Annotated in this window: 16 protein-coding genes and 1 other RNA gene; 8 read left to right on the top strand and 9 right to left on the bottom strand. The window is 57.6% G+C overall.

Annotated elements, in window-relative coordinates:
- The first annotated feature begins 6 nt into the window (after positions 1-6).
- Positions 7-1,821 carry a chloride channel protein gene (locus ACVDG9_RS17590; protein ID WP_023014552.1) on the top strand — a complete coding sequence of 605 codons (1,815 nt, stop codon included), beginning with the start codon at positions 7-9 and terminating at the stop codon, positions 1,819-1,821.
- Between the two features lie 75 nt (positions 1,822-1,896).
- On the opposite strand, the gene ACVDG9_RS17585 is transcribed toward ACVDG9_RS17590, so the two are convergent.
- Positions 1,897-2,436: a thioesterase family protein gene (locus ACVDG9_RS17585; protein WP_023000514.1), complete on the bottom strand. Its 540-nt coding sequence runs from the start codon at positions 2,434-2,436 to the stop codon at positions 1,897-1,899.
- Between the two features lie 82 nt (positions 2,437-2,518).
- Between ACVDG9_RS17585 and ACVDG9_RS17580 the strand changes: the two genes are divergently transcribed.
- Both ACVDG9_RS17580 and ACVDG9_RS17575 read left to right on the top strand, forming a co-directional pair.
- A complete protein-coding gene (locus ACVDG9_RS17580; RefSeq protein WP_152506013.1) occupies positions 2,519-3,943 on the top strand; it encodes an FAD-binding oxidoreductase in 1,425 nt (474 codons plus the stop codon).
- 181 nt (positions 3,944-4,124) lie between these two features.
- On the top strand, positions 4,125-7,973 hold the full coding sequence (locus ACVDG9_RS17575) for an AsmA family protein (RefSeq protein WP_447238574.1): 3,849 nt from the start codon (positions 4,125-4,127) through the stop codon (positions 7,971-7,973).
- A 246-nt stretch (positions 7,974-8,219) separates the two neighbouring features.
- On the opposite strand, the gene ACVDG9_RS17570 is transcribed toward ACVDG9_RS17575, so the two are convergent.
- From ACVDG9_RS17570 to ssrA, 4 genes are all read right to left on the bottom strand, one after another.
- Positions 8,220-8,453, bottom strand: coding sequence for a ribbon-helix-helix domain-containing protein (locus ACVDG9_RS17570; RefSeq protein ID WP_152506015.1), 234 nt, complete (start codon positions 8,451-8,453; stop codon positions 8,220-8,222).
- A 6-nt stretch (positions 8,454-8,459) separates the two neighbouring features.
- On the bottom strand, positions 8,460-8,738 hold the full coding sequence (locus ACVDG9_RS17565; protein WP_168684535.1) for a DUF4169 family protein: 279 nt from the start codon (positions 8,736-8,738) through the stop codon (positions 8,460-8,462).
- Between the two features lie 17 nt (positions 8,739-8,755).
- A complete protein-coding gene (locus ACVDG9_RS17560) occupies positions 8,756-9,331 on the bottom strand; it encodes an SspB family protein (RefSeq protein ID WP_023000519.1) in 576 nt (191 codons plus the stop codon).
- 174 nt (positions 9,332-9,505) lie between these two features.
- Positions 9,506-9,875, bottom strand: a transfer-messenger RNA (tmRNA) gene (ssrA, locus tag ACVDG9_RS17555).
- Positions 9,876-10,031: 156 nt separating this feature from the next.
- Here ssrA and ACVDG9_RS17550 point away from each other — a divergent pair.
- A complete protein-coding gene (locus ACVDG9_RS17550) occupies positions 10,032-10,826 on the top strand; it encodes a thymidylate synthase (RefSeq protein WP_447238573.1) in 795 nt (264 codons plus the stop codon).
- 38 nt (positions 10,827-10,864) lie between these two features.
- Positions 10,865-13,273, top strand: a complete 2,409-nt coding sequence (locus tag ACVDG9_RS17545) for an SIR2 family protein (RefSeq protein WP_447238572.1) — start codon at positions 10,865-10,867, stop codon at positions 13,271-13,273.
- Between the two features lie 27 nt (positions 13,274-13,300).
- Here ACVDG9_RS17545 and ACVDG9_RS17540 read toward each other — a convergent pair whose 3' ends face one another.
- Positions 13,301-14,686 carry a multicopper oxidase domain-containing protein gene (locus ACVDG9_RS17540; protein ID WP_447238571.1) on the bottom strand — a complete coding sequence of 462 codons (1,386 nt, stop codon included), beginning with the start codon at positions 14,684-14,686 and terminating at the stop codon, positions 13,301-13,303.
- A 162-nt stretch (positions 14,687-14,848) separates the two neighbouring features.
- On the opposite strand from ACVDG9_RS17540, the gene ACVDG9_RS17535 reads away from it, so the two are divergent.
- The gene (locus tag ACVDG9_RS17535) at positions 14,849-15,919 is read left to right on the top strand and encodes a serine hydrolase domain-containing protein (RefSeq protein WP_447238570.1); all 1,071 of its coding nucleotides are present in this window, start codon (positions 14,849-14,851) and stop codon (positions 15,917-15,919) included.
- Between the two features lie 226 nt (positions 15,920-16,145).
- Here the strand turns inward: ACVDG9_RS17535 and ACVDG9_RS17530 are convergent, their stop codons facing one another.
- The 3 genes from ACVDG9_RS17530 to ACVDG9_RS17520 form a co-directional block, all read right to left on the bottom strand.
- Positions 16,146-17,504: a GH1 family beta-glucosidase gene (locus ACVDG9_RS17530; RefSeq protein WP_447238569.1), complete on the bottom strand. Its 1,359-nt coding sequence runs from the start codon at positions 17,502-17,504 to the stop codon at positions 16,146-16,148.
- Between the two features lie 107 nt (positions 17,505-17,611).
- Complete coding sequence (locus ACVDG9_RS17525; protein WP_447238568.1) at positions 17,612-18,295, bottom strand: DUF2461 domain-containing protein; 684 nt, start codon at positions 18,293-18,295, stop codon at positions 17,612-17,614.
- Positions 18,292-18,666: a TfoX/Sxy family protein gene (locus ACVDG9_RS17520; protein ID WP_447238567.1), complete on the bottom strand. Its 375-nt coding sequence runs from the start codon at positions 18,664-18,666 to the stop codon at positions 18,292-18,294. Before ACVDG9_RS17520 ends, ACVDG9_RS17525 begins: the two co-directional genes overlap by 4 nt.
- 150 nt (positions 18,667-18,816) lie before the next feature.
- Between ACVDG9_RS17520 and ACVDG9_RS17515 the strand changes: the two genes are divergently transcribed.
- Both ACVDG9_RS17515 and ACVDG9_RS17510 read left to right on the top strand, forming a co-directional pair.
- Entirely contained in the window at positions 18,817-19,335 is a 519-nt protein-coding gene (locus tag ACVDG9_RS17515; protein WP_168692551.1) for a dihydrofolate reductase, read from the top strand.
- A 21-nt stretch (positions 19,336-19,356) separates the two neighbouring features.
- Positions 19,357-19,830 (top strand): GNAT family N-acetyltransferase, encoded by a 474-nt coding sequence (locus tag ACVDG9_RS17510; RefSeq protein WP_447238566.1) that lies wholly within the window; start codon positions 19,357-19,359, stop codon positions 19,828-19,830.
- Positions 19,831-19,899 lie beyond the last annotated feature (69 nt).

The raw sequence follows: 19,899 nt of genomic DNA, 5'->3' as shown, positions 1-19,899 counted from the left end.
CCTGCCATGTCCGTTGTTGAACCGTCCGATACACCGTCACTGTCCGGTGACGGCCCCCCAGACGCGCGCGAAGAACGCGTATTTTCTGTGCCCATGTTGTGTCTTGTGGCGTTCTTTATCGGGATCGTCGCAGCCATTGGCGCGGTTTTCTTCCGATATCTGATCTCGGTCGTTCACAATCTTTTCTACTACGGAAAATTTTCGACCGTTTACGACGCCAACCAGTTTGCCGACGCCAGTCCTCTTGGCGCTCTGGTCATTCTCGTACCCGTCGTCGGTGGTTTGATCGTGGTGTTTCTGGTGAAGACCTTCGCTCCGGAGGCCAAGGGGCACGGCGTGCCGGAGGTGATGTTCGCGGTCTACCACAAGAAGGGCGACGTTCGCGGCGTGGTGGCGCTGGTGAAATCCTTTGCCTCTGCGATTTCCATCGGAACCGGTGCATCCGTCGGCCGCGAGGGGCCGATCATCCAGATCGGAGCTTCCTTCGGTTCGACGATCGCCCGGGCGCTGCATCTGCCGCGCTGGCAAAAGATCACGCTGCTTTCTGCTGGGGCAGGGGCGGGGATTGCCGCCACCTTCAATACGCCGCTTGGCGGGGTGCTCTTTGCTGTCGAGATGCTGTTGCCCGAGGTCAGCAACCGGACATTCCTGCCCGTGGTCGTTGCCACGGCGACAGCCACATACGTCGGCCGGATTGCCTTTGGTCTCGACCCGGCCTTTATCGTGCCGATCTCCGCGGAAGAGGCTATCGAAGCCATCGCGCCGATCCAGCTGGGCGCCTATGCACTGCTCGGCGTCCTGGCCGGCATTGCCTCCTGGGCTTTCATTCGCACGCTCGCCTGGTGCGAGGACCTGTTCCCTAAGCTCCCAGGCAATGATTACACCCAGAACATCATCGGTATGCTGATCATCGGCACGCTCAGCTATGTCCTGATGCTCACCACGGGGCATTACCACACCGCAGGCGTCGGCTATGCCACGATCCAGGATATCCTGAATTCGACCCCATACACATTCATACTGCTGGCTGTTCTCTTCATTGCGAAAATCATCGCGACATCGATCAGCCTTGGTGCGGGGGCATCCGGCGGTGTCTTCTCGCCGTCGCTGTTTATCGGTGCGACGCTTGGCGGCATGGTCGGTGTCCTTTGTTCCTACCTGTTCCCGGACAGCGGATTTACGGCGGTGGAATTCGCCCTTGTTGGCATGGGAGCGCTCGTGGGCGGTGCAACCGGCGCATCGATGACTGCCATCGTGATGATCTTCGAGATGACCCGGGACTATAACGTCATCGTGCCGCTGGTTCTGGCGGTCGCGATTGCGGTCGGTGTCCGGCGCTGGCTTATCAAGGACAACATCTACACGGTCAAGCTGCGCCATCGCGGCAAACCGATTCCGCTCAACCGGCACACCAACATGTATCTGGTGCAGCCGATCAAGGAAGTGATGGCAAAGAACTTCGTGATTCTGCCGCTCGATACACCTGTCCAGGAAGCGATTTCCGCCGTGAGTGCCGATGGCGGATCCCACATCATTGCGTCCGACGGGCCCCGGATTGCCGGCTTTGTGCGCCTCGGCACCATTCCTTACCAGGCCGACCGCTTTGCCGGGCAAACGCTGCGCGCGATCCTCTCAAGCGATTTCGTGATTGCACCGGCAACCAACATCATGAATTCGGTGATCACGCGCATGAACAACCGCAACCGCAGTTGCGCGATCATCGTGTCGGGCGATGGCCGTATTCCGCGTCCGGATGATGTGGTCGGGGTGGTCGATTCCAAGGAAATCGCCGGCGTCGTCGTCTCCAACCACTACGGCTGAGGCCATCGGTTCGGATGTCAGCCCGTGGAGTGGTTTGCCGCTCCACGGGCTTTTGTTTTCGCGTCGATCAGTTGCTCAGGGCTTCTTGCGGATCTCGATATGGCGTCCCGCCCGTTCCGGGCGCGGCAGACTGGCATGAGCTTGCGACAGGGCCGTCAGGTTGGCCGCAATGTCCTCCGGCCAGGGAGCGACCTTGCGGGCGTTCATGTCGACATGAAGGCTCAGTTGTTCTGATGTCGCCGACAGCCAGCCTTCCTCGGCGTGGCGCAGTTCCTGATAGAAATGCGCACGCTTGGCGTCGAAATCGACAAGCTGAAGCGTCGCGATCACCTTCATACCGGCGCTGAGTTCGCGCAGGTAGCACACATGTACCTCTGCGGTGAAGAACGAGCCACCACGGGTCTTCACATAGTCGGGACCCATGCCGAGACGGTGAAAGACCTCATCGACAGCCGTATCGAACAGGACGTTGTAATAGGCCATGTTCAGATGGCCGTTGTAATCGATCCAGTCGTCCCTGACCGTCATGATTTCGCTTTCCACCGGCTTTGCGTCCCAAGTCACCTTCACAATCCTCCTTGCGCCATTGTGTCCAACCTTGCGGGAAATGCCCATTAGGCTTTGACCTTTCGGGCCGGGGCTAACATATTCGGTTTTTTACCGCGCAGACAAAGTCGCGGCCCCAGGAGGAAAGAGAATGCCGGAATTGGCAACCGCGTCCGACGGAGCGCAAGTCCTTGAAAAGAATGGCGCGATCGGCGCTGCCATCGAAAAGCTGACGGGCCTGTTCAAGGACCGTTGCTCCACGTCCATGGCTCTGCGGGAACAGCATGGCCACACCACCACCTGGTTGAAGAATCAGCCGCCCGATGCAGTTGTCTTTGCGGAGACGACCGAGGAAGTCGCCGAAGCCGTCAAGATTTGCGCAGCTCACAAGGTTCCCGTGATCGCGTTCGGCACGGGGTCCTCGCTTGAAGGGCATGTGAATGCACCGTTCGGCGGCGTTTCCATAGACCTGTCCCGCATGAACAACATTCTGGAGGTCAATGCGCAGGATCTGGATTGCCGGGTCGAGGCCGGGGTAACGCGCAAGCAGCTCAACAGCTTTATTCGCGACACCGGCCTGTTCTTTCCGATCGACCCGGGGGCGGATGCCAGCATCGGCGGCATGGCGGCCACCCGTGCATCGGGCACCAACGCTGTTCGATACGGCACGATGAAAGACGCAGTCCTCGGCCTCACCGTGGTGACCGCGGACGGACGGATCATCAAGACGGGGGGACGGGCGAAGAAGTCCTCGGCGGGTTATGATCTGACGCGGCTTTTTGTCGGCTCGGAAGGCACGCTCGGCATCATCACCGAGTTGACCTTGCGCCTGAACGGTCAACCGGAAGCCATTTCCGGCGGCGTCTGCCCGTTCCCGGATGTTGCATCCGCCTGCAATGCTGTGATCACCACCATCCAGATGGGGCTGCCTGTCGCGCGTATCGAGCTTCTGGATGAAGTTCAGGTGCGCGGCTGCAACATCTATTCCAAGCTGGATCTGCCTGAAACTCCGACGCTTTTCCTTGAGTTCCATGGATCTGAAGCCGGCGTGCAAGAGCAGTCGGAAACTTTTTCGGCGATTGCCGAGGAGTTTGGCGGCGGGCCGTTCAAATGGGCGACAGCGGCCGAAGACCGGACGAAACTTTGGGCAGCCCGGCATGACGCCTATTGGGCTGGCAAGTCGCTGAAGCCTGAAGCCAGCATCATGGTGACGGACGTGTGCGTGCCGATCTCGCGGCTTGCGGACTGCGTTGCCGCCACGGCCGAGGATATCCGCAACGAAGGTTTCCTGGCGCCGATCGTTGGGCACGTGGGTGACGGTAATTTCCACGTTCAGATCCTGGTCAACCTGGACGATCCGGAAGAAAAGCAGCGGACGGAAGACTTTGTCGGACGGCTTGCGCTCAGGGCGATCGCCATGGGGGGCACCTGCACCGGCGAACACGGTGTCGGCCAGGGCAAGCAGAAATACATGGCCAAGGAACATGGCGAGGCGCTTGATGTGATGCGCGCTGTCAAACAGGCGCTTGATCCTCACAATTTGATGAATCCCGGCAAGATCCTGCCGCAGTCATGATATTGTATCGAATCAGTTCAATAAGCTCGTTTTGCTCCGCCAGACGCCGCAGGGCGGCGATCCGGCCGGCGCCGGAAATCCTGTGTTTGCACTGCAGCACGGATCGGCTACATCTATCCGGTACGATATCCGGTGACTTTGGAGAACAAGGAGACAAGGCCTGAACTCCGTCTACATCACGTTGGGTGTAACAGTCATTCTGGTGCTGGTGGCAGCGCTGGTCGGGCCGTTCTTTATCGACTGGACCGTCTATCGGTCGACTTTCGAAAGCTATGCGGAGCGCGCGCTCGGGCACAGGGTGACTGTGCTGGGGGAAGCGGACCTGCGGCTTCTGCCTGCGCCCTCCATCAGTTTTTCCGACGTGCGTGTCGGTGGTGCTGAAGATCCGCTGCTGGTGGTCTCGCGCTTCGACATGCGCATCGAGCTTCCGTCGCTGCTGAAGGGCGAGATTCGGGTTCTCGACATGGAGCTCGACCGTCCGCACCTGTCACTTTCACTTGATGAGGCTGGTCGACTGGACTGGCTGACGGCCATGACGTCGAGCGGCGCCATTGCCAAACTGGCACCGGATGACCTGTCCTTCGAAAAGGTGACGATCCGTGACGGCGCATTGACGATCGTTGATGCGCGGTCTGGTGAAACCAACCGGATCGATGACGGAAATCTGGTCGTGTCCGCACGCTCGCTGGAAGGCCCGTTCCGGGGCGCCGGCAGCCTCACGCTGAATGGTGCGCCCTATACGGTCAGTCTTGCAACGGGCCGCGCACAGGAAAACGCGGGACTGCGCGTCAAAGGCGAAGTCACGCCCACCAACAGGCCGGTGAACTTTGCTTTCGACGGTCAGCTTCAGGTGGCCGACGCCGCGCCCGAATTCGACGGCCGCTTCACCATCGCCTCTGTTGCGCTGGAAGAAAACGATCCGAACATCTGGCAGGCGGAAGGGCAGTTCACTGCCGATATCGCCGAGGTGGCGGTTCCCGAATTCGAGTTCCGCTATGGTCCCGAAGACCGGCGCCTGAGCATGACAGGGAATGCGGATCTGATCTATGCCGGCGAAAAGCGTTTTGAAATCCGTGCGAAGTCGAAGCAGGTCGATCTGGACAGGTTGCTGGGCGGTGGACCGCAATCCCCCGTCGACATCAACGAGGCGGCGACACGGCTAATTGCTGCCCTGCGCGTCGTGCCGCTGCCGTCCATCGACGGTGCTGTATCCATGGATGTTCCGGCGCTGGTGGCCGGTGGCGGCATCATCCAGAATGTTCGCCTGGATCTTGAAACCATGCTGGGCGGCTGGCGCGTCGCGCGCCTTGCCGGACGCCTGCCGGGCCGCACGACGGTTGCCACCCAGGGCGACCTCGGCCTCGAGCCGTCTTTGACCTATCGCGGTGCGGTGTCTATCAGCTCGGACCAGCCGGGGTCGCTTCTCAGCTGGTGGCGGCAGAAGGAAGCCGGCGTCGGTACTATCGAACCAGTTTCCCTGGAAGGACGCTTGAACCTGGTGCCCGAAGGAGCGGCGCTGGACAATCTGCGTCTGACCATTGCCGGTTCCGAAGCCCGCGGCGGCCTGGCTTACCGCATTCCACGCAGCGGCAATTCGGAATTCTCGCTCTCTCTGGAAGCTGACCGGCTCGATCTGGACCAGATCGAAAACTTGGCTGCGCTGCTTCACCCTCAGGCTGTCGAAGCGGGAGAACCGGCAGATCCCAAAGGCCTCGATGTTTCCTTGCGCCTTCGTGCCAAACAGGTGGTGGCACGCGGCGTCGAGGGCGAAGGTCTGGCGCTGGAGGCAGAGTATTCGGACGGCGGTGTCAGGATCGACAGGCTGTTTGCAAATGACCTTGCAGGCGCCCGGCTCGATGTCTCCGGCGATATCCGCAATCTCTTTTCAGCACCTGAGGGAGCTGTGTCCGGAACGCTCGACGCCCGGGACCTCTCCGGTCTTGTTGCGCTGGCAGGCGGGTTGTTTCCCGAAACCGTCTTTGTTGAACGGCTGGAGCGCGCAGCCGCAAGTCTGGTGCCTGCCAAGTTCGATGCCGAGTTGAAGGCGGCTGCGGTTGGCGAAGCAACGGATATGACACTGCGCCTGGATGGGAGCGCGGGCGGCGCCGACGCTGCGATCAATGCCGAGCTCAAGGGCCGTGTCGACCAGTGGCACGATGCCGAAGTTGCCGTCGGTGTGGAACTGAAGGGCCCGGATGGCGGCCGGCTTCTGCAGCAGCTCGGGTTTGATGTCATTCCTCTGGAAGCTGCCGGAACAGGCCATCTGGCGCTGAATGTTTCCGGCATCCCGGCAAAGGGGCTGGCCACCGACCTTTCCACGGAGATCGGCGGATCCAGCGTTGAAGCCAACGGAACCTTGACCCTGAAAAAGGATGAGGCGCCGGAATACCTTGTTTCGGTGACCGCAGAGACAGCGGACCTTGGTCCGGTGGCGTTGATGGCCGGTCGGGTCCTGCCGGTCATGAGCGGCACGATCCCTGCAGCGCTTTCGCTCGATGTCGAAGGGATTGGCAGCTCGATGGCTGTCAGCAGGGCTGAAGGCTCGCTCGGAACGACGACGTTCGAAGGTCGTCTGGAAGGCGACCTTGAACCGGCACCGGGCGAACGTAACAGACGTTTTTCCGGTGAGATAACGGTCTCCGAGGCAGATCTGCGCACAATGACGGAACTGGTCCTTGGTCCCGATCAGTGGTTCTCGGCGGGGGACGGTTCAAGCATCTGGCCGACAACCCCGTTCGGATCGCCGCTTCTGGATGGCCTCGACCTGACCATGCAGTTCAAGGCAGATAAAATGCTGCTGGACGAGGACACCGCCATTACCGGTCCGAGTGCCGAAATTCGTCTGTCTCCCAGCCTGTTCCGCCTCGACGGTCTGCAGGGGGCCTTTGCCGGTGGTCAGCTTGACGGCAGCCTCTCGATACGCCGGACCGAGGCGGAGGCCGCGGCTTCCGGCCGGGTGAAACTGGACAATGCCGATCTGAGGCAGGTGTCCTGGCGGCCGGACAACAGGGCGGTCGCTTCCGGCACGCTCGACCTTTATCTGGAATTCGAAGGGGCGGGTCGCTCGATCTCGGCAATCGTGTCAGGCCTCAACGGCGGCGGCACGTTCTCGATGGAAAACGGCGACTTCCGCGGTCTCAATCCGCAGGCCTTCCCGCTGGTGACACGCGCGGTGGATGCGGGACTGGACCTTCAGGAGAACAAGATCCGTGACGTTTTCGTCAGCCACATGGCGGCGGGAAGTCTTCCGTTCAAGCGCGTTGACGGCACGTTGACAATGGTGGGTGGACGACTGAGCGCTCGTAACGTTGTTGTCGATGCCGAAAAGGCGGAGATCTTCGGTAGTGCCGAAGTCAATCTCGCCAGTTACGATCTCGATGCGGATTTCTCGTTGAAAGTCGATCCGGGCGAGGACGCGGTCACCGGTGCTGAACCGCAGGTCGGGCTGTTGTTCGAGGGGGCGGTCGAGGCTCCGGAACGCCGCATCGACATCGCGCCGTTTACCGCCTATCTCACCCTGCGTGCCTTTGAGCGGGAGGTTGAACGCGTCGAGAAGCTTCAGGCGGAAATTCTGGAACGTGACCGGCTTGTGCGGGAACTGAAAAACCAGCGGGAAGGCGAAGCCCGCCGGGAACGTCAGGCAGCCCGGGCGGCCGAAGAGGAGCAGCTTCGTCTTGAGCAAGAGCAGTCCGGCGAAGACATTCAGCCTCAGCCGGATCCGGACAAGCAGGAAAATTCAGCCCTTCCGCAAAAGACCAACGATGCGCCGCGCAGGGAAACCCGCGCCGCGCCGCCGCCAGTGCCTGCGCCAGCCCCGGCACCGGCCCCGGCTGTTGCCGCGGCTCCCTTTGCAGAGCGCATTCGGGCCGTGTTGGAGACGCCGGACCTGGAAGATCTGACCGCAGCGCCAGATACTGCCCCGGTCACCAATCCTTCGAACAGCCTGCCACCCCTGGACCCGCCGGTCTCCATTGAAGACCTTCTGACACGCGACGTCGGCTCGCCGCTGGTCCTGCCCGGCGCGCAGTGACAGGCTGGTACGACGGGCCTTCGCTCGTCGATATTGGGCAGGTGTTGCCTGAAGCCCATTGAACGGCGATCGGAAAAGAAGCCGCCAGTCCTTTTCACTCAAAGTTTCAGCAATCTCTCCTCAGGATGAGGGAGATGTATGTTGCAGAGGCGGCAAGAGGGCTGAAGCTCGGACGCAGTCCGGGCACTTCTAGCAGCGCTGTGGGCAGGCGAAAAGCAGGGGACTGGAAATCAGATTGTCAGCCATTCATCCCTCCGAAATCAGACCAGCTTCCATTTGGACCCGTTTCAAGGCCCAGATCCTGACAGCGGAAGAGAGCGGATCATCGGGGTCGCGGTTGTCGTCGATTTCGGCAATCAGTCCGGCGAGGGACTTGTTCGCGGCGTCGGCGTAGGCGTCGACGACGTCCCAGAATTCCGGTTCCAGCGCGAGGCTGGTGCGGTGGCCATGAAGGGAGAGGGAGCGCTTTAACAGAGCCATTGGCGGTCAGCCGCGATCGCCGGAAGAGCTCGGGCCAGAAGGTTCGGCTTCGGTTTTGTCCGCATCTGTTGTTGCTTTATCGGATGGTTCGGCATCCGGGCCGTCAGGTTTTTCCAGAAGATGCCCGTCGACATGGGCATCCAGCGTTTCCCGGCGTTGGCGGGCCGCCTCACGTTCGGCTTTGGACCGGCCATACTTGCGCCGGTTGTCCTCGGCCGTCTTTTCCTTGTCCTGACGGTTCTTCTGCTTGCGCACCATGCGCAGATTGATGATCTCCGCGCTCATGGGAAAGGCTCCCGATCTCAGGTCTTCTTGCGGAATGCATCCAGGGAAACGACTTCGCCGCCACCGTCACTGCTTTCGGCAGCTTGCACGGCAGGTTTCGCCTTGGTGTCTGCAGTTGCAGCTTCCTTGTCGCCTGCGCCGTCGTCCTGCCTGGCTTCGTTATCGGCATGTTCCTGCTCGGCCCTGGCAAGTTCTTCCACGGCTTCCAGCAGCTCTTCCGGCAGTTCTTCCGCCGTCTTGCCGGGATCGAACTCCAGCGCGAACTGTACGGACGGATCGAAGAAACCCTTGATGGCAGAAAAAGGCACCAGCAGCTTTTCCGGCACGCCGCCAAAGGACAGGCCAACCTCGAACGCATGTTCGCCGATGGCAAGATCCCAGAACTGGTGCTGCAGCACGATGGTCATTTCCTGCGGATAGCGCTCCTTGAGCCGCTGGGAAATGCGCACGCCAGGGGCATTGGTGTCGAACGCGATGTAGAAGTGATGGTCTCCGGGCAGCCCGGTACGACCGACTTCGGCAAGTATTTTCTTCACCGCTCCACGCAGCGCGTCCTGGATCAGAATATCGTATCGCAGAAGGTCTTCAGACATCGGTTTTCGTCGAATCTCGCTGGAAAAGTCCACTATCAGGAGCACATTGACGGGCCGAGATCAAAAAGAAAAGGCTCTTTTCCAAGTGAACCCAGATTAATGTGTGCAACCCGGCAATCATCGCTCATTGGTCATGCAACCTATGTAGGACGCTGCAAATACATGGGAAGATCAAGTGGAGGCTTCTGTTGCCAGGTGCCTCCGAACCCCGCCCGTGAGTGCTACCTCAAAGGACTTAGTGGACTACCGGCGCAGCGTTACGCTGCGACAGCGTTGTCCATAGCATAGTTGTCATTTGCAACTATTAAGAAAGCCCGATAACGGTGGTACAATGCCGAGCAAAAGCACAGTCTTTACGCCCTCGTCGATCCTATTTCGCCCCCGCCGAAACCCATGGAGTTTCCATAGCTTAGCCCCATGGGCTTGGGTGGAGGCGCCGGGTACCGCCCCCGGGTCCGATAGGTTTATTGCACTGACCATTTATTGCCATAGCTGGCGAACCAGCAGCCCTGATATAAGGTCTTCGGCCCTGAAATGAAAGAGGCTTCTGGCAAAGCATGTCGTTTGCCGGCTTGGTTCATGGCCATTCTTCCACAGCACGTGCCAAGTTGGGGAAAGTGCGGGGGAGGGGCTGTCTTTTCGGAAAAATCTGCCAAGTTAACCACAAACTCCAGATCTCCTGACCGCGAAGGCTTCCGCCGTGCAGCAATATCTCGATCTCTTGTCGAAAATCCTGGACGAAGGCGTTGATCGGGGCGACAGGACCGGAACGGGCACGCGCTCGATCTTCGGCCACCAGATGCGCTTCGATCTCTCGCAGGGCTTTCCCTGTGTCACGACAAAGAAGCTGCACCTGAAGTCGATCATTCACGAGCTGCTGTGGTTCCTCGCAGGCGATACCAACATTCGGTATCTGAAAGAAAACGGGGTGAAGATCTGGGACGACTGGGCGGACGAGAACGGCAATCTCGGACCGGTCTATGGCTACCAGTGGCGGTCATGGCCCGCGCCGGACGGCAAGTCCATCGACCAGATCGCCAATCTGCTGAAGATGATCCGGACCAACCCGGAAAGCCGGCGGCTGATCGTCTCGGCGTGGAACCCGGCTCTGGTTGACGAGATGGCGCTGCCGCCGTGCCATTCGCTGTTCCAGTTCTACGTGGCTGACGGCAAGCTTTCCTGCCAGCTTTACCAGAGGTCGGCGGATGTGTTCCTGGGCGTGCCCTTCAACATCGCCTCCTATGCGCTGCTGACCATGATGGTAGCCCAGGTGACCGGCCTGAAGCCCGGCGACTTTGTGCACACGTTCGGTGATGCGCATCTTTATGCCAACCACTTCGACCAAGCCCGTGAGCAGCTCACACGTTCGCCGCGGCCCTTGCCGGAAATGAAAATCAATCCGGATGTCACGGATCTCTTTGCGTTCAAGTTCGAAGACTTCGAACTGACCGGCTACGATCCGCTCCCGCACATTGCCGCACCGATCGCGGTCTAGGTCGATGGTCAAAAAGACCAAAACAAGGATTTGAAACGATGGCATTTCCAGATGAATTCGATCCAACCGTGTCAATTCTGTTTCTCGGCGCGGGTTTCTCTCGTACTGCAAGTAATCGCCTTGGAATGCCCCCACCTATTGGAAAGGGACTAGAAATTGAACTCAAAAAACTGTGTGAGCTCCCTTCTGATGACCCATCCGGAATTCAAGATTTATCCGCACATGCCGTAAGTAATAATAAGGATTTGTTTGGTCTTTTAAATAATATTTATACGGTATCTTCAATATCAGATGTTCAAGAGGAAATATTAAGTCAAAAATGGTTGCGTATTTATACTACAAATTATGATGATATTGTTGAGTTTTTTTGGAAGAAGAACAGACTTCATTTTAGTTCATATTCGCTAGATGACACTCCACCAAACCAACTGAGACCTGGATCAGTAGTACATTTACATGGATACATTCATAAATGTACTGAATCAGAAATACTGAAGCAATTGATCCTTTCGCATTATTCTTATGCGCAACAAAGGGCGATTACTTCTCCTTGGTGGGATATTTTTGAGCGAGACATCAGAGTTGCGAAGAATATTTTCTTCCTAGGATACGAATTAAACGATTTCGAGCCAGCTTCATATCTTAGTAAAATCCCTTCTATTTCAAAGAAGGTGCATTTTATACTTACTCCTACTAATAGTCCGGTTATAGAAGGGCGATTAAGGGAATACGGTGAACGTCACTCGTTTGCCGTCGAAGGTTTCGCTGAGAAGTGCAGGTATTCGAAGATAAAAGATCGGCCGGAACACGCTAACTCGTTGCGTGCATTTAGGTTTTTGGAGCTTCTTAAGGATAATAAAACCAGCATCAACCCTACTCCAGTCGATATTCAATATCTATTTGCTTTCGGTAAGTTTCAGATACAGCGTTTGTTATCAACCTTTCCGAATTCGAAGTACATATTGGTGAGAAAAGAAGAGCTTCATGATGCAGTAGATTCTTTGAGGGAAAATAAAACACTCATTTTGCATTCAAAAATTGGTAACGGAAAGACAATTTTTCGCCAGTCGCTATTGTTGTCTTTGGCTAAAGAGGATTATTTGTGCTTTGAGGTGCGTGAAGATGTTGATGTACCAGGTGAAGAAATTGATTATCTTTCAAACTTAGAAAAAGTGGTTCTAGTATTTCCTAGTTACGACTCTGCTTACTCTAACATGCATCTTTTCGCTTCCATGAAGGAAAGTTCTAGGTTCATAGTCGAGATGGCGACCGGAACGCTACAGGTCCGATTTTCCGAAGTTTCGAAAAGATTGGTCTCTCCTCAATCTCGCATTGATCTAAATAAGATTTCCCAAAGCGATATAAATGTATTGTACGCACTTTTGGATCAAGCTGGGATAGCGCCAAAGGAATTTAAGAGCAAGTTTTCTCATTCTGCTGAGTTTAGAGATATAGTTTTATCTGTTTTTGAAAATCCTAATCTTGTGAAGAAGATAGATAACCTTGTAGAGCCGCTAGTTAGGGATTCGGATGCAAAATTGGTATTGCTTTGTTCCTCTATTTTGAAAGCGTTGGGATTAAATACTGATCCTAGTTTTTTGAGGGCGATTTCAAAGGTCGATGCCTTCGCCGTTCTAAACAAACTGGGCGAAGGGGCGTTTGAATTCGTCGATTTTTCTCACGATCGTGTCGAGCCTCATTCATCAATTTTTTCTGAGTTCCTAATTCGAAGGTATCTGAAACCTTATGAACTCGCAGGTGCTATTTTTCGAATGGCTTCTGAGGCTGCTAGGCGGAAAAATGAAGACTCAAATACTCAGTCAGAAAGGGTGAGGTTTGCGCGAGCGGCTCTTGGCGGACTGCTAAGATTCAGTTTCCTGGATGGATTGTTAAATTCGCAACCCGATCGCGCTTCGCATATTCAGGAAATATTCGAGAGTGGAAGAAGAGATATATACATTAGTCGCGAGCCGTTGTTTTGGCTGCAGTACAGTATTTTTATGCAGGATTGCGGAGAATGGAGCGTCGCGGAAAGACATTTGGAGACAGCTTATAAGCGTGCCGAAGAAAATCCAGGTTTTCTAACTTATCAACTCGACACTAACTACTTGGGATTGTGCTTCGAAATGGAAATGAAAGAGCCACTAGGTAGTGCGGTGGTTCGAATTGAAACGATAATTGAACTTACACAGAAATCAAAGGAGATGATTTCCGAAGGCAATCATCGTGGGCATGTTCTTAAAGTTTTGAATAAATTTGAGAATTTTCTTAGAAAAAGAGGCGTAGATTTAAGTAAGGGGGAAGCCGTTTCGCTAACATTTAATATTGAATTACTTATATCGGAATTGGAGAATCTTTCAATAGATGAGAAGGTGGAGTGGGGTAGTGAAGAGACGAGGCTGAATTTGATAAATGCAAAGAGTATTCTTACATCGATTACTTTTTGATTTTTTAGGATCTTCAGGTTGTGTTGTTCAGCTCACTTCGAACCAGGTCATCATGCCCGATGCCGCATGACCGAGCATGTGGCAGTGGATCAGCCATTTCCCGGGATTGTCCGCAACAAAGGCGATCTTGACCGTCTCGCGCGGCTGGCTTGTGAAGGTGTCGCGCCAGTCGGGGTTCTCCAGTTTCGTGCCATCGCGCTCGATGACGCGGAAATGATGGCCATGCAGGTGGATCGCATGCGGGAAAGCCGTGTCGTTCCGGCTTTCCAGAAGGATCGTGTCGCCGCGCTTGGCGGAAAACATCGGATCATCTTCCATACCGGCCACACCGTTGAAAGCCCAGAAGAGCCCCTCGGACATCATCTGGCGCATGTCCATCTCGACGCCGTGTCTCATCATTGACTGCATGCCGCCCATGGCTCCACCCGCCATCACTAATGGCAGTTCCCAGGGAGAGCTCAGATCGGGTTCAGGCAACCGGTTCGGCGGTGGCAGCACGAGTGGCAGGTCTTCGCTTTCGGTTTCCGAGACGACGAAGTTGGCGAAGGTGAACGGCTTGCCGGTCATCATCTCGAATGGCAGCTTGCCGGTTACCTGAGGTCGAAGCACCAGATCCATGCGCTGTGCCGGCGCCAGTTGCACAGTGCCCTCGACCTCCCGCGCGGTTTCAAAGGCCTGCCCATCAAGCCCGACTATCTTCGCGCCAAACCGCGCCGGAGCCAGATCAAGGATACGCGCCGTGGAGGCGTTGATAAGGCGCAGCCGGTGCCAGCGGTCCTTCTTCAACGCAATGTCGGGCATCGAAGCGCCGTTGATGGTGAGCCAGTTGCCCAGACGTCCGGCATGGGCAAAGTCGTGCATGGCACCGAAGCTTGCGGTTTCCAGGATACCGTTTTCGTCCAGACGCCAATCGTTGAGGATCAGCGTGATGTCGCAATCGGGGTCGAAGGACTGCTCGTCGTCCTCGACTATCAGTGCGCCCGCGAGGCCGCGCGGCACCTGGTTCCAGCTCATGTTGTGGGCGTGGTACCAGAAGGTGCCTGCTTCCGGCACGACAAAGTCGTAGACGAAGCTTTCACCGGGGGCGACGGGGGGCTGGGTGAGGCCGGCAACACCATCCATGGCATTGTCGATGCGGATGCCGTGCCAATGGACCGAGGTGGGTTCGTCGAGGTTGTTGGTGAAGCGCACTCTGACGCGTTCGCCGCGCTTGACCCGTATCTGCGGACCGGGCAGCCGGTCGTTATAGAGCCAGAGATCCGAGAGGCCGCCATCCTTGCCATAAAGTCGGGCCTGTCCCTTGACCGCCGCAAGGTCGAAGAAACCTTCTTCCGTTTTTGCCAGAGCAAAGGCTGGTGACAAGGCAGCAAGACCTCCTGCCACCGATGCTTTCAAGAACGAACGCCGATCCACTCTCCCACCTTCCTGACGCAAGTTGCTTCTCCCTGTCACTATGGTGGTTCCAGTTGGTGGAAGGTCAAGCTCCTCGCACGGCAATAAACCTTTCAAATAACGCTCGCATTTGGCGATGAAACTGCCGACACTTCCTTCAGGTTTCACGCAAGGGAGCTCTCCATGAAGTCAACCGACGGTCTTTCGCTCTCACCTCACGCGGCGGCTGCCGAGCGTCGCGGGTTCGATACGTCCCTTGGCCGCAAGCTCTGCGCCGGTGCCGAGGCAGGTTTGTTGCCGCATCTTCATGTCGTGATTGCAGAACGCGGTGGTGAGACGGTTCTGGAAAGTTATGGCAAGGGAGAGGACGAAAACTGGGGCCGTCCGATCGGTGTGGTAGCCTTCGGCCCCGAGACCCTTCACGATCTGCGTTCTATCACCAAATCCATCGTCAGCTTGCTCTATGGCATTGCGCTGGAGCGGGGCGAGGTGCCGACGCTCGATACGCCGGTCCTGGAGCTTTTTCCCGAATATGCCGACCTTGCCGCGGATCCGAAACGCATGGAGCGGACCGTGGAGCACGCCTTGACCATGTCGCTCGGCATGGAGTGGGACGAGTCCCGCCCCTATACCGATCCGGAAAACAGCGAAATCGCCATGGAAATGGCCCCGGACAGGTACCGTTACATTCTGGAGCGGCAGCTGGTGGGAGACCCCGGCACCCGATGGATCTACAGCGGCGGAGCCACCGCGCTGGTGGGCGAGATCCTGCAACGGGGAACGGGGCAGAAGCTGGCCGATTATGCAAGGGAACGCCTGTTTTCGCCACTTGGCATAAATCAGTTCGATTGGTCTATCGGCCGGGATGGGGCCTATTCGCCGGCATCCGGGCTGAGGTTGGCTGCGCCGGACCTGCTCAAGATCGGACGTCTCGTTCTTGACAACGGTATCTGGCAGGGCCGGGAGATTGTTCCCGAAGCCTGGATCCGGGCTTCACTGCAGCCAATCATCGAAACCAGCGAAGGGCCGGGATACGGCTATTTCTGGTTTTGCGGCCAGGTTCCTGTTCCGGCTCTTGGCGGCCCGACACCCTGGTTTGCCGGCTTCGGTAATGGTGGCCAGCGGCTCTGGCTGTGCCCCAAGGCAGATGTTGCGGCCGTCATCTATTCCGGCAATTACAACGACTGGTCGGCCTGGATCCCGCCGACCCGGGTCTGGAGCGAGATCATTCTGGCGAATTTACGGGAAGCGTAGCCTCGCCTTTGAACGCCTGATCCTGACACCAATACATCCTCAGGATGAGGAAGCGCGCAGCGCTGTCTCGAAGGATGGGCCCCACACGCTGAATATGCCGCCCATCCTTCGAGACGCGAGCAGGCTCGCTCCTCAGGATGAGGGGAGAGGAGGCTAGGCTAGGTTAAGTTAAGCGTGCGCGCTGGTTGCACTGATCCGCAATGCAGGGCGAATGCTTGAAGCGTTTTCACCCCTGCCGATGCGCTTCCAAGAAGTCCCGGTACCACAGGGCACTGTTCTTCAGCGTACGGACCTGGGTGCCATAATCCACGTGAACAATGCCGAAGCGCATCTTGTAGCCTTCGGCCCACTCGAAATTGTCCATCAGGCTCCAGAGGAAATAGCCCTTCACCGGAACGCCTGCCTCGCGTGCATCGGCAATGGCACCGAAATGTTTTTCCAGATAGTCGATCCGGCGTTGGTCGTTGACCACACCGTCCTGCGGCTCGTCGTTGTAACAGGCACCGTTTTCAGTGATGTAGCAGTCCGGAAGCGGGTAACGGGTGTCGAGTTCCTTCAGGAGATCCGACAGGCCCTTTTCATAGACTTCCCAGCCGATATCGGTCAGCTCCGGCCCTGGAGTTGGGGGAACCGTCTCGGCCATTGGATAGACCGCGCTGGCATTGGTGTCTGCTTTCACGCGTAGCGGCGTGTAGTAGTTCAGCCCCCACCAGTCGAGAGGCTGGTGAATGGTTTCAAGGTCACCGTCGCGAATGTCCATGTGGTCGCCAAAGGCGCTGAGCACATCCGCCGGATAACTGCCCTCGAACATCGGTTCGAAGAAAATGCCGTTGTTGAACTGGAAGGCCCGGTCTGCCGCTTGCCTATCCTGTGGTGTGTCGCTGACCGGATAGACGGAATGGGCGTTGATGACGATGCCCATCGGCAGGTTCGGCTTTACGGACCGGGCAGCCTGAACGCCCAGGCCATGTGCCAGGTTCAGCGTGTGCACACTGGCTGCGAACGCCTCGATGCTTTTTTCACCGGGAGCATGGATGCCGTAGAGATGGCTGAGATGACAGATGCACCATGGCTCGTTGATGGTCGCGAGTGCCTCCATCCGGTCGCCGAGCCGTTTGACGACAATCTCCGCATAGTCCGCAAACGCTTCTGCCGTGCTGCGGGCGGTCCAGCCGCCATCGCCCGCCAGGGTCAGCGGCAGATCCCAGTGGTACAGCGTCGGATAGACCTTCAGACCACGGGCAACCATGCCATCGATCAGCCGGTCGTAGAAGTCGAGACCCTTCTCGTTCACCGGGCCTCGGCCATCGGGAAGAATGCGCGGCCAGGCGATGGAAAATCGGTAGGCGTCGACGCCGAGTGACTTGATCAGATCCAGATCGCTTTCCCAAAGATGATAGTGGTCGCAAGCCATATCTCCGGAATGCCTCTGGTAAACGCGACCGGGCATCTTCGAAAAGGCATCCCAGATGCTGGGTTTGCGGCCATCTTCGCTGGTTGCGCCCTCGATCTGATAGGCCGCGGTTGCAACACCGAACAGAAAATCGCCGGGAAAACGGAGCGCAAGGTCTTTGGGAAGTGCCATGGGAACTCATCTGGAGTGGAAACGCGAATGCGATGGTCATAGTTTCCAAAGCGCTTTGGATCAAGTGATTTCGCCTTGCGTTCTGGGTATTCTCCGCAGCCAATGTGTCAGGTCCGGTGCGCGTGAAGTGTCATCAGCCAGCGCCAGAAGGGGAGTGCAGGTTCAAAGAGCCTTGCAATCGCTTCGTGGCCGTTTGCCCCCTGAAGCGACCCGATGTCGCTGACGTCTCGCCAAACGGCGAGGCCCTTGTGCCGGGCGAGACCACTGCGCGGGTGGTCCGCGGGAAAGCCGCGAGGAACCTTGGCAAGATCTGGGGCGGACATTTCAAACCCGGCAGCCGTCATATGGGCGATCAGATCTCCAATGTCCTCGCCGTTGTCCGTCTCGAGTGTCTGGAGAAACGATCCGAGCACCGGTTTTGAAAACCGCATGCACCCTGCGCCGGTGCGCACATGATCAGCTTCCACGGACAGGAAGAAGCTGGGCGGTTGCGCGTCCTTGCCCTGGAAAGCGGTGTCCTGCGGCCAGAAGGCCATGCGGACGTGGGTGTTATAGGGTGTCTTGTCCCTGGTAAAGCGTAGGTCCCTGTTGATGCGAAATTGCTTCGAGGTGAGGTCGTGTCCGCAAAGCCGCGAGAGCGTTTCGGCAAGCCTGCCGCGAACCGCGTCGGCCGGATCCCTGACGAAGCGCTGGTAATCGGCCTTGTGCGCTTCAAACCAGTCCCTGGTGTTGTTGGCGGCAAGCTGTTCCAGAAAACGGAAGGTTTCTGGCTGAAAACCGGAGCCGTTCATTTTGCCGTCTTTCCGGTTTTCGGCTTCTTGGGCCTGGCAGTCTTGGGCGGCAGTGCGCCGACATAGGATCTGGCCATATCGATCCAGCTCTTCAGGTCTTCGTCGCTTTCGATCCCCTCCGGCTCGACCCGGATAAAGCCGGGCATGGGCCGGCCACCCATGTTGCAGACAGAGGCAAAGGGCCTTGCTACCGCCTCTTCCTGCTGTGCGGTTCCCACACGTGCCATCAGCCCGCGTTTGGAGGCGCAGACCAGCATGTTGCCGTGGACCATGAAGCAGGTGGAGCCGAACATGCGCCTTTGCTCGACATTTTCATCCGGGATCAACGCGCGGGTGCGTTCGATCAAGACGGTTTCCATCAGGTCGGACATTCCGGAAATCTCCTTGTCGTGGCGGTCCAGTTTCAAGGACGTGCCAAGGGGCGCTTATCCGACAGCCTGGCAAGAAAAATGTCTGCGATTTTTCCTGGCTCGCGTTTCCATGCTAGGAGGCGTTTGAGGAATTGAAAACCGGATTCGGAGATGGCTTTGCCGGAACTTGTCTTGATTGCCGCGGTGGCACGAAACGGGATTATCGGGTCCGATAATGACATGCCCTGGCGGTTGCCGTCGGATCTGAAGTATTTCAAGCGACTGACGCTTGGAAAGCCGGTGATCATGGGGCGCAAGACGTTTCTGTCGTTCGGCGGCAAGCCCTTGCCGGGACGTCCGCATGTGATTGTTTCCAGGGATCCGGAATATGCGCCGGAAGGTGCGGAAGCTGCGACGTCCCTCGAAGAGGCGCTGCGACGGGGAGCGGAACTGGCAGCGGATCTTGGCGTCGACCAGGTCATGTGCATCGGCGGGGGGCAGCTTTATGCCCAGGCGATCGGCAAAGCCGACCGTCTCGAGATCACCGAGGTGGACGCGCAGCCGGCGGGAGACACCCGCTTTCCGGACATCGATCCGGCGGTGTGGCAGGAAGTCGGTCGCGAGCCGGGCCAGCGCACCGAACGCGACAGCGCAGATTTCACCTTCGTCTCCTACCGCCGCAAGGCTTGAATACCTATCGGATCCGTTGTCATGAGTTTACCCGCCAATCTGACGGCCAGATGGGCCACTTTCGATGAGCTAAGCCTCAACGACCTCTATGGAGTGCTCAAACTGCGCCAGGATATATTCATTCTGGAGCAGGCGTCTTTTTACGCCGACATCGACGGCAAGGACCAGACGGCGCTGCATTACCTCATCAAAGACGAGGAGGCCGGAGCGCTTATGGGCGCAATCCGCCTGTTCACAGAACCTCAGCAGGGCCGTGCCCGCATCGGCAGGGTGGTCATTGCCAAGGCAGGCAGGGGGAGCGGGCTCGGGCGTCTCATGATGCAGGCCGGCATCGACAAGGCGGAGGCCCTGGTTCCGGGGTGCGAGATCCACGTTTCCGCACAGGCTTACCTGGAGGCTTTCTACGGCTCCCTGGGCTTTGCGACGGTGTCTGAAGAATACATTGAGGATGGTATTCTGCATGTCGACATGATCCGTTCCGCCAACGTGAACTGAGCCCGTCTTTTCGGGGCAAATTCCGGCGGGGTGCGGCCAAATGTTCCGTCGGTCTTGACAGTCTCTCCG

The sequence above is a fragment of the Roseibium sp. RP-7 genome (genome assembly GCF_053005225.1).
This window is presented reverse-complemented; position numbering and strand designations above follow the sequence as displayed.